Raw genomic sequence first — 14364 nt, forward strand, 5'->3', positions numbered from 1 at the left:
TATGTCGCAATACATAAGGGATCGAAAAGAATTTTATTTAAAATATCCGAATTTTTGGTCGGATTTATATGAATGTGAGTATAGTTTGTTTCATGTTTTTTCTATAACAAATCAGACTTTGGACCAATTACACTTAGCGACTGAACGAATGGGGAAAATATTTTTTAAGACTGCTAGACTGCTGCGTAATTTAAGTGACGAACAGCTTCTAGATCTTGGCTTTCCATCCGCGAGTTTATCATTCATTAGAATGAAAGGGCTTTATCCTGAATCTGTAATTTCGCGATTTGATTTTGCTGTAACAGAGGATAATAAAATCAAAATGCTTGAGTTTAATAGTGATACACCAACTTTTATTGTGGAATGTTTTCGAATGAATGGGAAAGTATGTGAAAATCTAGGCTATGATAATCCAAACTCGGATCAAGAACGATTGCTATCTTCTGGTGTAACGAAAGCAGTAATGGAAGCGACAAAGGGATTAGATAATCCAAATGTTGTTTTTACAGCACATCATGAACATATCGAGGATTGGAATACCACTATGTATTTAAGTCAGCTATGCCATGTTGAAAATAAAGTAGTGCCAATGTCAGAACTTAGAATTACAAAGGATGCTCTAGTCGATAAAGATGGGGCGAAGATTGATGTTTTATATCGCCAAACATATCCGATAGAAGATTTAATTGAGGATCAAGATCCTGAAACAGGAGATTTGGTAGGTGTGGAACTGTTACAACTTGTAAAAGCCGGAAAGCTTTTTATAATAAATCCTTTGTCAGCATTTTTACTTCAGCCAAAATCAATTCAGTGTCTTATTTGGGGGTTAGCAGAAGAAGAGGTCTTTTATACAAATGAGGAACAACAGTGGATTAAAGAATATATGTTACCTACATATTTAGAACCAGATTTATTTTTAGGAAAAGGTTCTTTCGTTCAAAAACCTTCATTTGGGAGAGAAGGAGATACAATTACGATTCGCGATAAAGATGAAAATATTATGCTTCAAAATGCACATGAAACGTATAAAGCGTCACTGCCGATATTTCAAAAGTATACCGAACTGCCAGTCGTATCCTTGGAAACAGAAAAAGGGATCGAGAAACTGTCATATGTGTTTGGTTCGTTTTTAATTGCTGGAAAAGCGAGTAGTATCGGTATTCGTGCGGGAGAAAAGATTACAGGAAATGAATCGTACTATTTACCGGTAGGTATAAAAAGGAGGGGGAAAAATGATTAATTTTTTATTATATTTAGCAGTAACACTCGGCCTTTTATGTATAGGTCTGTTCTTGATGGAAGTGACAACGAAAGTAAAGGAATTTAAGTTAATGGCTCAAGGAAATAAGGCGGTAAGCTATGTGCTTGGAGGACGATTACTTGGGTTAGCTGTTGTTTTATATTCGACAGCAGCTAATTCAATTTCACTTCTTGATATGATTTCGTGGGGAGCAGTTGGGATTTTGGCTCAAATTATCGTCTTTTATTTAGCTGAGTGGCTTACACCACGCTTTAATATAAACAAAAGTCTCGAAGAAGATAATCAAGCAGTCGGTCTTTTTCTTATGTTTTTATCGCTTTCAATTGGGATTGTAATCGCTGGTTGTATAACTTATTAAAAACTTTACGTTTAAACGTAAAGTTTTTAATTTTATCCCGCTATTTGCCGGGCAGCCCGATTGGTGAGGGCTAATAATCAGTGGGGGATGAACAAAACCCCCACTGATTAAAGTTTCACTTTATATACGTTAGTTTGCCATACCTTTTGAAAAAATTGTAGGCTACGGTTGACATCTATTTTAAATAAGAGTAACATTTTCAATGTAATGAAAATAAGTCTCTGTTAGGTGAGGCTCCTGTATAGAGAAATGCTACTGCCCAAAAATGTCGAGAGACGCCAATGGGTCAACAGGAATGATCGAATTAAGGTTTTTCTTAACGTAGCTGGTAATGTACCTATGCTATACAGTGCTAAAACTCGGCGAGGGAGAGGTCCGTAGATTTCTAATTATATTAGAAATCGTTTATTTGTGTATGTAATGGCCACTACTCTCTTAAGGGTAGGGGTCTTTTTTGTTACCAAGCTATGAGTAATTTCATAGTATAAACTATAAAATTAAACGAGGAGGTGAGGAGCATGTCAAATTCTGACTCGGTTCCGTTACCCATATACTTCAAATCAAAAATATATGATGTAGGCAGGAAACGATTTGTTCCTCCCTCTATATTTATCACAATGTAGCGTTTATAAAGCGCTAGACACTTTCACAGTAAAGTGGATAAATTGAGAAACAAAGCGTTTCTTCCTATGTTGTAAAGGAGGAGATGATAATATGTTATATGCAAACAAAACTGTGGGTAACACGTCATATAAACTAAATAAAAAATCAATAAAAGAACAAACAATGCTCCAAAAAAATAAAGATTTATTAATTGAAATTGCAACAAGAGATGTAAAATCTGTATTTGCATATTTTAAAACAACAAGAGACGGACTATCAATGAAAGAGGCGCAAAAACGTATTCAAGTATATGGCCGAAATGAACTAACTTCAAAAAGAGCAATTCTTGCAGAAGTAATGATGAAGCTTGGTGGCATGATTCCAGGTTTTTCAAAACAACGTGTGTGTGATGAATTACAACGTGAAACGATTACTGTATCTAGAGTAGAATGTTCTAGTAGTACAGGGCTAAATAGTGAACTGAAAATGATGGAGATACCAGTGCAAGAACTTGTACCTGGAGATATGATTTTTCTTTCGGCTGGAGATGCTGTGCCAGCTGATGTACGTATTATTTATGCAGATGATTTATTAGTGAATGAGTCTGTGTTAACGGGAAACGAAGCGAGTATAGAGAAGTTTGAAAGCTGCTATCACCTTGAACGTAAACGATTTATTCCATTAAAACGGATGAAAGATTATAATCCACTTGAGCTTGAAAATGTATGTTTTAAAGGTTCACATATCGTTAGTGGAAGTGCAAAGGCTGTCGTTGTTTCTACTGGAAAAAATACGTATTCAGGCATATTGCATACTTGTTGTAGTAGAACGTCTTAATGTGTTAATGGTGCTAAATATACAAAAACAATGTATAATAGACAAAGTTGAGCAAAAACGTAGAATGGTAATCTATTTATATAACCTTACGTGATAACGTGAGGTTATTATTTTTTTAATAGGAGAGGAATTATGAAAAAAGTATTATTAGTTGATGGTATGGCACTATTATTTCGTGCTTTTTACGCAACAAGTGTCTACGGACAATTTATGAAACGACAAGATGGAACCCCTACGAATGGGATTCATGGTTATATGAAACACTTGTTAACAGCTACGCAAGCGATTGAACCAACACATATCGTTACATGCTGGGATATGGGAAGTACGACATTTAGAACAGAATCGTTCTCGAATTATAAAGCAAATCGTGCAGCGCCACCAGAAGAATTAATTCCTCAATTTGATTTAGTGCAAGAAATGACTGCGAAATTATCCATTCCAGTTATCGGTATGAAAGGCTACGAAGCGGACGATTGTATCGGTACGCTTGCAAAACAATACTGCAATGAAGCTGAAGTTTATATTTTAACTGGTGATACAGATTTACTTCAACTTGTTGATAAGAACGTTACAGTTATGCTTCTGCGTAAAGGAATTGGAAATTACGAATATTACACACCGGAGAAAATCATGGAAGAAAAAGGTGTAGAGCCGTGGCAAATCGTCCATGCAAAAGCTTTCATGGGAGATACAAGTGATAATTATCCAGGTGTAAAAGGTATCGGTGAAAAAACAGCGTATAAGCTTATTCAAGAGCACGGAACAGTATCCGCTGTACTAGAAAATGTAGAATCATTAACAAAAGCGCAGCGTACGAAGATTGAAAGTGATTTAGAGAACTTAAATATTTCGTTGCAATTAGCACAAATTCACTGTGAAGTTCCAATTTCATGTTTACTAGAAGAGGGATTACACACAATGGATGAAGAAAAACTTAGATTTGTTTGTGAAGAAATGAATTGGGGAAGACCTGAAATATTAATAAATATGCTATAAATAGTTTGGAAAGAGGGATGTTGCATAAGTCGAACTTTGACTTGGTGACACCTTCTTTTTGTTTTTGTAAACAGTATTATAGTAAATAAAATTATGTCGAACCCAATTTTAAATATATAAATGTTTCGACAAGATATAATGATAAAAGTTGATGGAAATAGTAATTTTTATAATGAAGTGAATTAATTTTAACATAGTTTTAGAGAGTCTTTTTTTCGTGTTCACAAAGTTGTCAGAAAATAAACGGAATTTTCATATGAAGTTCAAATAGAATTCACAACAATCAATTATTATAAGGACACACAGATAATTCTTTATCTTTTATATAAACCATCCCCCAAGGAGGACAATGAAAATGAGAAAAAAAGTGAGAAAATCTTTTAAACAATTATTAATTGAAAATAAACAATCACTATTAAATAATAAAGAAAATATGAAAGAAATTGAAGAGAGAATTGAGAAACGACATGTAGCATATAGTGATGCCAGTAATTAAATAAAATAAAAAAGATAGCCTATATAGGCTATCTTTTTTATTTTATTTTGAAAAAACGCTATTCATCTCTTTAATTTATGTAAATATGCAAGATATTTTTATAGTGTTTTTCTATCAATATTACTCATTTTTCGAGGTTGAAATTGGTATATACCAATTTTTGAGATTCGCTATTCATAATATTACAAAAAATGTTACAATACACTCAAATTTATACTATAAACTCATTTTAATATGAAAAATTGGAATGAAAAGAAAGGAGAGGAATATGAATAAAGATGTCGCTTTGAAATGATTATTATCATTTCATTAGGAGTTGATGTAAAAAGATGAAGAGATACGAAGAATTGGATTCTATAAGAGGGATTTCTTCATTAATAGTAATGATCGGTCATCATTTAATGATTTTTTCAGCATTTCAAAATTACAGCTATGAAGATAATAAACCATTTGCTGTGTATCTATTAAAAGAAACGCCTGCTCGTCTTATTTTTAGTAGTGGTAACGAATCTGTTATTATCTTTTTTGTTTTGAGCGGATTTGTTTTGTATGAATCTATTCAAAAAACCTATAGTAGCTATGGGTCATATCTTTTAAAACGTATATGCAGAATATATATTCCCTATATTGTGGCAATAATTATAGCTATTATATGCCAAGCTACAATTAGTGAATATGGTATTTCTTATTTAAGTGAATGGTTTAATCGCTCATGGACGATTGAAAGTTCTCCAAGCTTAATAGCGCAACATATTTTATTGGTTGGGAAATATAATACAGATGCATATAACGGTGTGATTTGGTCACTTGTCCATGAAATGCGAATATCAATAATTTTTCCGTTAATTTTGATGATTTGTTTACGAAAAACGTTAAGGTGTTCATTACTATTATTGTTTAGTTTTAGTATATGTTCTGTCGTAATATTATTTTTGTTTCGCTCGGGCTTAACATTAACAAGCTATGCATTAACGTTGCATTATACAGTGCTGTTTTTATTGGGGGCACTAGTTGCGAAGTATAAAAATAATTTAATAGTTTTTTATAGTAATTGTACTAAAAATACGAAAATTGCATGGTTTTTATTTGCGATTTTACTTTTTATGTATGAAGGACTTATTGGAGAAATGAAAGTACTCAATAATTTTATATTTCGAGACTACGTAGTGGCGATAAGTGCAAGTCTATTTGTCATATTAAGTTTGTCAATATCAACTTTGTCATCCTTGCTACGCAATAAATACTTGTTATATTTGGGTAAGATTTCTTACAGTCTTTATTTATACCATATTATATCGTTGTTTTCCCTTATATACATGCTCCATGAAATATTACCGTTGCCTATTATTTTAATTTTTTCACTTATATTTTCGTTTATATTTGCAATACTTTCGTATATATATGTAGAAAAATTTGCATTCAGAGTCGGAAAGTATGTAACAAAACAAGTGGATAGAAAGAAGAGAGGGGTATCTGTAAAGAGTGACTCGCAGGATGTTATTCAGAAAAGGGCGGTGAAATAATTGAAGCAAGAAATGAGTATAAAAGATTTTCAACAATTATTGAAAAGAAGATTCGTAACGATTATTTTAACGATGTGTTGTTTAACCGCTTCTTTAGTTCTTATCTCTATGTATGTTTTAAAGCCGTCATATCAATATTCAACGCAAATTCTTGTTGGGAATTTAGATGAGTTTAATAAGGAAAATTCAACAAATAAAACACAAGAAAATAAGCAACTAGTAACATCGTATGTCGATATTTTAAAAAGCCCATTAATTATTTCAACAGTTAAAAAAACTTTGAAATTAGAGCAATCAAGTTATGAATTAGCACAAAAAATCTCGGTAGTGAATACGGACAACTCACAAATTGTAACTGTTACAGTAAAAGATTCCAATCCGAAAGTCGTGAAAGACATTGTAAAGACATTGGCAGAGCAATCACAAAAAAGTTTTCAACAGTACACAAATGTACAAGGTGTGAAAGTGTTGACGGATCCTGAGTTACAGGAACAGGCTGAAAAATTGTTTCCGAAATTTCAACTGATCATTCCTATTTCTTTAATTGTTAGTTTTTTTGTTGGGATAGGTTTAGCTGTATTTCGAGATTATTTTGATGAACGTATATACACGGAACAAGATTTAGAGAAAATAACAACAGTTTCTGTTATTGGTTACATAAATATGAAACCGAATAGAAAAAAGAAACCTACAGAGGTTGATAAACAATCATCTTTATATCGAGGTGAACATGTCGATGTTTAGGACAAAGAAACAGCTGCCATTCGATCTGCATGATGATCTGATGAAAGAGCAGTTTTATACGGTGTATCACGAGTTAAAAAAATCTGGAAAACAACTGTTCACAGTTAGTTCAACGAAGGACAGAGGTGTTGTTGCCTCACTTATAGTAAATATGGGTCTAGTGTTTGCAGAAATGAAGAAAAAGGTGTTACTTATTGATGTGAATTTTTCTGACCCTAAATTACATGTATTATTACAAAGTGATCACATGATAACAGTAAACGATATAATAAGCTCTTTCCCCTGTAATTATGAATCTTTTTCTAGTAATTTGTCTAAATACTTATATTGTATTCCTGCAAAAAAAACAGTACACACAGGGACGCCCTTAGTTGCTATGGATGAATTTGATAATGCGATTGCTAAGTGGAAAGAAGATTTTGATTACATTTTCTTTTATTCTTCTGAAGTATTTGATCTTCCTGCTACGCACATTATTGCAGAGAAATGCGATGGAGTGGTCTTAGCAGTTAAAAAGCGAAAAGATTCACTACGTACAGTGCAAAAAGTAATAGCGGATATAAATAGGAAAGAATGTGAATTAATAGGTATAATTTTATATTCTTGAATGTGGGGGTAACGATCCATGATTCGTGAAACAAATCAAGCCAAGTTGTATACGATTCCGGCTCAAGAAAAGCCTAGCATATTGAATCGAAGTGTAAAACGCTTGTTTGATATTATATTTTCAATCATATTGTTACTATTAACGATACCAATTATGTTGTTCTTTTGTATTATGATTACTTTAGAAACATCAGGGGCTCCAATTTACTTTCAAGAACGTTTAGGTATAAACGGGAAGAAGTTTAATGTATTTAAATTAAGATCAATGGTAAAGGATGCTGAAATAAATGGCCCACAATGGGCAAAAGAACATGATTCAAGAATTACAAAAGTTGGATTGTTTATAAGAAAAACGAGAATTGATGAATTACCACAACTTTTAAATATTTTAAGAGGAGATATGTCTTTTGTAGGCCCTAGACCAGAGAGAGAGTTTTTTTATAATGAGTTTGATACGTTTATTCCAGAATTTAAGGATCGTTTAATGGTAAAACCAGGATTAACAGGATGGGCACAAATAAATGGAGGATATAATCTTGATCCAAAGGAAAAGTTGAGGCTGGACATGGAGTATATTGAAATGAAAACATTTCGGATGGACATCCGTATTTTATGTAAAACCGTTTTAATTGTATTGAACGGTAATGGTGCAAGATAAATATATATGTAAACAAACAACATATGTAAGTAGGTTACTTGCAAAGGAGAACTTGTATGGGTAGATCTATTCTAAACAATATTATCCATCTATTTTATAGTACGATTTTAGCTAACCTTCTTCAGGCCGTCAGTTTAATTGTTTTAGCAAACTTTTTTAACGCACAACATTATGGGATGTTTAGTGTTGCCATAGCAGTGACGTTTGTTATGTTATTTTTTACAGACTTAGGACTTAGTAATACGTTTCTTCGAGAAGGGGCAAAGGATGGAGCAGATTTAGAGAAGATTTTATCATCGTATATAAAAATAAGGATGATTCTACTTATTCTTATTTCTATAATCGGTTATATTGTTATTCATTATATGTATGCGGATAAAAATTTAATTTATATGATGATAAACGTAATGTTTTTCATGTTAATAGGATTAACTTGGCAAAACATAGGAATTGCCTATTTTCAACTGACGGAACGTATGAAGTATATAGCGCTCATTAAAGTTGTATCAGCATCGGTTGTCATTATAATTACATGTTTTTGTATTTTCGGAGAGTTACCGGTGTATGTAACGGCTCGCTTATATGCTTTTGGGTATATGATTGGTGGTTTATTCAGTATATATATCATGAGAAGAAAGACGAAAATGAATATGAAAGTCGTAATTCATAAAGCGTTATTTTGGCAATTAACTCCCTTTATTATTAGCGGTTTTTTAATAATGAGTACGCCACAATTAGCACCTATCTTGCTTAACTATACATTGCCATTAAGTATGGTAGGTGTTTTTGCAGTGGCGTACCGGATGCCGGCAGCTTTATATCAAGTACCAGGGGTAATTGCAGGTGCATTTTTTCCAGTGCTCTTTAAGCATTATAACCAGAATAATATAGAAGAGCATACGAAATTAAATTTGCTTCAAATTAAATCAATGGCGATTGTAGGGATATGTATGACGATCGGTTTATATCATTTAGCACCATACTTTATTTCTATATTTTTTCATGAAGAATGGAGCAATGCAGTAGAGCCACTCCAAATATTATCATTTCTTATTGTGCTACAAAGTTTAAATATTGCTATTGCTGACGGTTTAACGACGAGTGGATGTCAAAATAAGAGAACTGTTGTGCAGTGTGTAGCATTGGTGATAGGTGGGGTTATGCTTTATAGCTTTAGTAGTATTGGTGGAGTGATAGGAGCGGCATATGCTATGGTTTTATTTGAAATCGTCGCTTTAGTGGGATACATAGCGGTAAGTGTAGTGAAGAAAAAAATTGTATTCCAAATTGTAATACCGTATACAATTTATTTTGGTGTAACCTTTATTGGAGTGCAATATATATTGCATACATATCATTTAATTGCGCTTGTTCTTAATATATTAATCGTAGTAGCTGCCATATTCCTATATGATTATGAGCTGAAAAAACTTCTTCTTTCTTTTATAAGAAAAATACGCAAAAAGGATTATATTACGAAACAGGGGATATAGCCTATGGAAAATAATATGAAAGTATCGATGGGATGGATTATTCTTCTAATATTATTTGTTATGTTAAGTAAATACAATTTATATATTGGATTTTCATTGAAGATATATATGATTTTTTTAGTCATATATTTTTGTTTAACAATTAAAAACTTTCATATTCAAAAGTTATATTTTCATGAAGTTGTATTTTTACTGTTTTATTTCATTTATTGTTTAAGTGGAATTCTTTCTATGTATTTAAATGCTAGTATTCGTATGATTTTTGGCGTGCTACTCGTTTTAGGATGCTATTTTATAATGAGGAATTTATTGGGGAATACTGAAATAGTGGTACTTGAATCATCTATTGCTTATGTAGGAGTAGTATTTAATGTTGTAAGTCTAATACTATATATAATTGGTTTACAATACTTTAGTTTATACGGTGGAGAAGAGAGAGAAATTTTTGCTGGGTTATTAGTGGATAGAGGATATCCACGATTAATTGGATTGCTAGATGATCCTAACATTTTTATTTTTTATAATACAATATTTTTTATGTACTATATGACGAATTTACAAAATATTACTAACATCTTAGGATTGATTTTATGTGTTACAACAAGTCTATTAACCTTTTCAAGGGGCGGTATATTAGCGCTTGTACTTGTCGTTTTTATATATATATGTATGTCTAGTTTCGCCAAAAAAATAAAAATAATTATGAGTTTAGTATTGTTTAGTGTAGTTATTTTTAGTTTATCGAATAGTGTAATGGGGGGCCAATTAGATGATATATTAAATAAACGAATTTCTGATTTTTCCCATGATAATGGAAGTGGTAGATTTACATTATGGGAAGCTGCTTTTAAATATTATTTATCTAATCCATATATTGGAATCGGCGCTTTTAACTTTTCGAATTATTATGAGTATCAATTTAATGAAAAATTATATGTACACAATACATTTTTAGAAATTTTGTCTGAATCGGGTACAATTGGTTTTCTTCTATATAGCGCGTTTTTATTCATATTAATGTTCAAGCTAGCGCAGCATACTTTGTTTCGTGAAAAACCATATCTTCTATTGACTATGATTGCATTTTTATTTCAGATGATGTCATTGTCACTCATTATTAACGAAGCGTTCTTTTTATTTTTAGCAGTTGTTGTGAAGTATATTTCAATATATGAAGGAAGGGGAAAGATAGATGGTAAAATGTCTATCAGTACATAACGAGCCGCCTTATGTTTCTGTAATAACACCTTCTTATAATAGTATACGATTTATAGGTGAGACAATTTCATCTGTACAGAATCAATCGTATGAAAACTGGGAAATGATTATCGTTGATGACGGTTCAACCGACCAATCTGCCGCAAAAATTAAAGAGATAATAGAAGGAGACTCACGAATTAGGTTATTATCATTAAAAGAAAATGTTGGTGCTGCTAAAGCTCGGAATTTAGCGATCCAAGAGGCAAGAGGAAGGTACATTGCCTTTTTAGATAGTGATGATATATGGTTGCCGCATAAATTGAAGACACAATTGTTATTTATGGAAGAAATGAATATTGCTTTTTCATATGCGTCGTATAGTTTAATTGATGAAAATGGTAATGAATTAAATCGTGAAGTGAGTGCACCAAAATCTGTTGACTATCATTATTTAGTAGGAAATACAATTATCGGTTGTTTAACAGTGATGATTGATCGTGAAAAAATTCCATATGTCGAAATGCCTAGTATACAGCCGGAAGATACAGCGTTATGGCTGAACTTATTACATGAAGGGTATGAAGCAAAAGGGATACAGCAAGTGTTAGCGAAATATAGAATTGTTACAAATTCTGTTTCTAGAAATAAAATTAGAGCAGCTTTCCGGTATTGGAAATTGTTAAGGGAACAAGAACGACTGAATTCGGTGCAAATTTTTTACTATTTTAGTAAGTATGCTTATCATGCTTATAAAAAAAATAAAATTAATGTAGTTGGGAAGACGCAATTATGAATATACTGTTGATGACAGATAAATTGATAACTGGCGGAGCCGAGAGCTATTTCTGTAAATTGGAAAGTAATTTGCGTTATGATGATTTTAAGATTTATACAGCTGCAGGTGATGGAGAACTATATGAATCTCTTACTAGAAAAGAAAATTTTATATTACTTAGTCGATGGAATCATTTGAGAAATATTTATTATTTACGAAACGAAATTTGTAAACGAAAGATAGAACTTATTCATGCAAATAGTTTGCGAATGGTATTATATGCTTTTCTAATTCAAAAGTTTATTAAAAAAAAGATGAAAATTGTTTATACGAAACATAATGTAACGATATTAGAAAAGAAAATGCCAACGCTTTTTCGTTATTTCATGAATAAATATGTAAACAATATTATTACAGTAAGTGAGTTTGAAAAGAATAATTTAATTTCAATTCATGTAGCAGAAGAAAAAATAAATACAATTTATAACGGTGTCGATATTGAAAAGTTTTTATTCCAGCAGAAGAAGAAAGAATCTACATATAAAATAGGGATATTAGCTAGATTATCCAAAGAGAAAAACCATCAACTATTTGTCAAAATTGCAAATGTGTTGAAAAAGAGAAATGATTTTATGTTTTATATTGCTGGTGATGGACCAGAGAAAGAATCGATTATGAAAGAAATAGAAAAATATGGATTGCGGCAAAGGGTGAAGATGCTAGGGAATATTTCAGAGCCGCATGAGTTTATAGGGAATATGGATGCCTTACTTTTATTATCTTTTCGTGAAGTGTTTCCAATGGTAGTAATTGAAGCGATGGCTACAGGGACACCAATTGTTTCAATAGATGTTGGCGGAATAAATGAAGCGGTAATAGATGGAGAATCAGGTGTTTTGATATCTGAATATTGCGAATCCGAATTCGCAAGTGCACTTGAAGAACTACAAGGGAATGAAGAAAGGGTAAATGATATTAGATTGAAAGCACGAGAGAAAGCAGTGAGGTATTTCTCGTTAACTAAAATGATAGAAGAAACGAAAAATATATATGAGTTAAACAAATGACCGGGTAGGTCGTTTGTTTTTTTTATTATAGAAACTTTTAAGAGAGAACTCACATATTATATGAAAAAAGGTAATATGAGGAGTGAATTTATTTTGTCAGAATATATTTCTTCCCAAGAAGATTGTGCGCCAGAAAGTAGCGTTCACATTGATTGTTTTGGCGCAGTTCCAAACTCGGTAAATGATAGCTCATTAGCAATTCAACAAGCTATTGATTATTGTGTAGCTAACCGAATTTCGACAGTAAAAATTACAGGAGTAAATACGTACAAAATTGTAAAGCCGATTGTTATTAAATCAAACGTAAGATTAGAGTTAGATCCTACCGTAACGCTGCAAATTGATGGAGATTTTAATGCATTTGAGCTACAAAGTAACGCTTCGATAGTTGGTGGTACTATTCAAGTTATAAATCCATTGTTTCAATCTGCTGTTATTTATGTTTCTGGTTCACAACAAATCGAAGTACCTAATCAATCTGTTATATCAAATATAAATATAATAAATACAACTCCATCGTATAAAGGAAAAGCTATACATTTTTATTGTCAAAAGGCATGGGATTATATTAGTTTCTTTCAAGTTAAATTTATTCAAATTAAAAACTTTCAAACTGCAATATATTTGAAAACAGAGTATATAGATGATATCAATACACCTTGCTGGATTAACGCCAATGTATTTCAATCAATATTTATTGATGGATGTGTGTATGGGATTGAAGTAGATGGAAATAGTGATTTGCCAAATGAAAGTTCAGGAAATACGTTTCATGATATTCAAGTGCAATGTAGACAACAAACGAAAAAAGCAATTCGTTGCTCAGGTGCGTATAATACATTTGATTGTATGATTTGGGATACGTACCGGATGAGTAGTGAACAGATTGTCATTGAATTTTCTTCTAATTCGCATCGTAACTACCTTTTTTCAAATTTACTTTCTACAACTATTGTAGATAAAGGACAATACAATGTTTGTAAGTCTACCTATGAAGAATCTCTTCGAATTCAGTTACCGATTACGTTAAATAAACCACATTTAATAGGGAATCAAGATGATATTTTAGTAAATGCTCAGCAGAAGTATACGATTAAGCAAGTAAGTGGGAAAGTGCCTTACGGGGGGAATCTCGCAAATTGCTTTAATTTAATAGATGAACAAAGTGTAAACTATATTGACGTTCCAGATAGTAATCCAGTTGTAATTGAACTGGATTTTACGAAAAAACCAATACAAATGTTAAATTGTTTTGGAATGTATTTTGGGTGGGGAGAGAGCCCAAAGAAAATTAAAATTGAATATGCATTAAGCGCAACTGGAAGCTGGGTTATCGCGTTGGATGTTCCATTAAATGTTGGCGATACAATTATATCGAATATGAAGGCGAGTCAGTTATATAAAGTTAGAATTACATTAAGTGGTTATTCTCAAGATCATAAGCGTTTTCGAATTAATCGTATTTTTGCAAGGTCTTCTATGGAAAACGGGAACGCTTGGTTAGCGACAACTGGTGGAAGAATGTTTGGAGATATTGAAATAGAGGCAAGTAAAGGTATAATCATGAAGACTGCTAGTGGAGTGAAATGGAAAGTTACTATTAATGAAGCTGGCCAACTTATTACGACTAAAATAACTTGAGATGGTGTTTAATCGTATATCATTGGACGAGTTACAACGTAGTGGAATATAGGTAATGAAAAAGAGATTGTAATTTGGTTTCAACCAAACTACAATCTCTTTT

The 14364-nt window shown here is 32.0% G+C and carries 14 protein-coding genes and 1 riboswitch; all 14 genes read left to right on the forward strand.

Annotated features, from left to right (window positions below; all coding sequences use genetic code 11):
* The first annotated feature begins 1 nt into the window (after position 1).
* The 14 genes from MHH27_RS08355 to MHH27_RS08420 all read left to right on the forward strand — a co-directional run bounded on the left by MHH27_RS08355 (position 2) and on the right by MHH27_RS08420 (position 14261).
* On the forward strand, positions 2 to 1240 hold the full coding sequence (locus MHH27_RS08355) for a glutathionylspermidine synthase family protein (RefSeq protein ID WP_098235512.1): 1239 nt from the start codon (positions 2 to 4) through the stop codon (positions 1238 to 1240).
* Positions 1233 to 1619, forward strand: a complete 387-nt coding sequence (locus tag MHH27_RS08360; RefSeq protein ID WP_000606862.1) for a DUF350 domain-containing protein — start codon at positions 1233 to 1235, stop codon at positions 1617 to 1619. The genes MHH27_RS08355 and MHH27_RS08360 overlap by 8 nt, the downstream gene beginning before the upstream one ends.
* A gap of 213 nt (positions 1620 to 1832) precedes the next feature.
* Positions 1833 to 1998: riboswitch (M-box (ykoK) riboswitch) on the forward strand.
* A gap of 335 nt (positions 1999 to 2333) precedes the next feature.
* A complete protein-coding gene (locus MHH27_RS08365) occupies positions 2334 to 3059 on the forward strand; it encodes a P-type ATPase (protein ID WP_000964944.1) in 726 nt (241 codons plus the stop codon).
* Positions 3060 to 3191: 132 nt separating this feature from the next.
* Entirely contained in the window at positions 3192 to 4058 is an 867-nt protein-coding gene (locus MHH27_RS08370) for a 5'-3' exonuclease (protein WP_000757069.1), read from the forward strand.
* 355 nt (positions 4059 to 4413) lie between these two features.
* Positions 4414 to 4554, forward strand: coding sequence for an FbpB family small basic protein (locus MHH27_RS08375; RefSeq protein ID WP_090975958.1), 141 nt, complete (start codon positions 4414 to 4416; stop codon positions 4552 to 4554).
* A gap of 329 nt (positions 4555 to 4883) precedes the next feature.
* Positions 4884 to 6077 carry an acyltransferase family protein gene (locus tag MHH27_RS08380; protein ID WP_340942183.1) on the forward strand — a complete coding sequence of 398 codons (1194 nt, stop codon included), beginning with the start codon at positions 4884 to 4886 and terminating at the stop codon, positions 6075 to 6077.
* Positions 6078 to 6821: a YveK family protein gene (locus MHH27_RS08385; RefSeq protein WP_340942185.1), complete on the forward strand. Its 744-nt coding sequence runs from the start codon at positions 6078 to 6080 to the stop codon at positions 6819 to 6821.
* Entirely contained in the window at positions 6808 to 7428 is a 621-nt protein-coding gene (locus tag MHH27_RS08390; RefSeq protein ID WP_139213200.1) for a CpsD/CapB family tyrosine-protein kinase, read from the forward strand. The genes MHH27_RS08385 and MHH27_RS08390 overlap by 14 nt, the downstream gene beginning before the upstream one ends.
* An 18-nt stretch (positions 7429 to 7446) precedes the next feature.
* Positions 7447 to 8085 (forward strand): sugar transferase, encoded by a 639-nt coding sequence (locus tag MHH27_RS08395; protein ID WP_065228552.1) that lies wholly within the window; start codon positions 7447 to 7449, stop codon positions 8083 to 8085.
* A 56-nt stretch (positions 8086 to 8141) separates the two neighbouring features.
* Positions 8142 to 9578, forward strand: coding sequence for an oligosaccharide flippase family protein (locus tag MHH27_RS08400; protein WP_141541706.1), 1437 nt, complete (start codon positions 8142 to 8144; stop codon positions 9576 to 9578).
* Positions 9579 to 9581: 3 nt separating this feature from the next.
* The gene (locus MHH27_RS08405) at positions 9582 to 10796 is read left to right on the forward strand and encodes an O-antigen ligase family protein (RefSeq protein WP_098836195.1); all 1215 of its coding nucleotides are present in this window, start codon (positions 9582 to 9584) and stop codon (positions 10794 to 10796) included.
* Positions 10771 to 11571 (forward strand): glycosyltransferase family 2 protein, encoded by an 801-nt coding sequence (locus MHH27_RS08410; RefSeq protein WP_097821887.1) that lies wholly within the window; start codon positions 10771 to 10773, stop codon positions 11569 to 11571. The genes MHH27_RS08405 and MHH27_RS08410 overlap by 26 nt, the downstream gene beginning before the upstream one ends.
* Positions 11568 to 12620, forward strand: coding sequence for a glycosyltransferase family 4 protein (locus tag MHH27_RS08415; protein ID WP_340942194.1), 1053 nt, complete (start codon positions 11568 to 11570; stop codon positions 12618 to 12620). Before MHH27_RS08410 ends, MHH27_RS08415 begins: the two co-directional genes overlap by 4 nt.
* Positions 12621 to 12713: 93 nt before the next feature.
* A complete protein-coding gene (locus MHH27_RS08420; protein ID WP_340942197.1) occupies positions 12714 to 14261 on the forward strand; it encodes a hypothetical protein in 1548 nt (515 codons plus the stop codon).
* Positions 14262 to 14364: the final 103 nt, after the last annotated feature.

Origin of the sequence: Bacillus sp. FSL L8-0152 (assembly GCF_038006365.1) — a bacterium.
In the GTDB taxonomy this organism is placed as follows: Bacteria; Bacillota; Bacilli; order Bacillales; family Bacillaceae_G; genus Bacillus_A; species Bacillus_A cereus.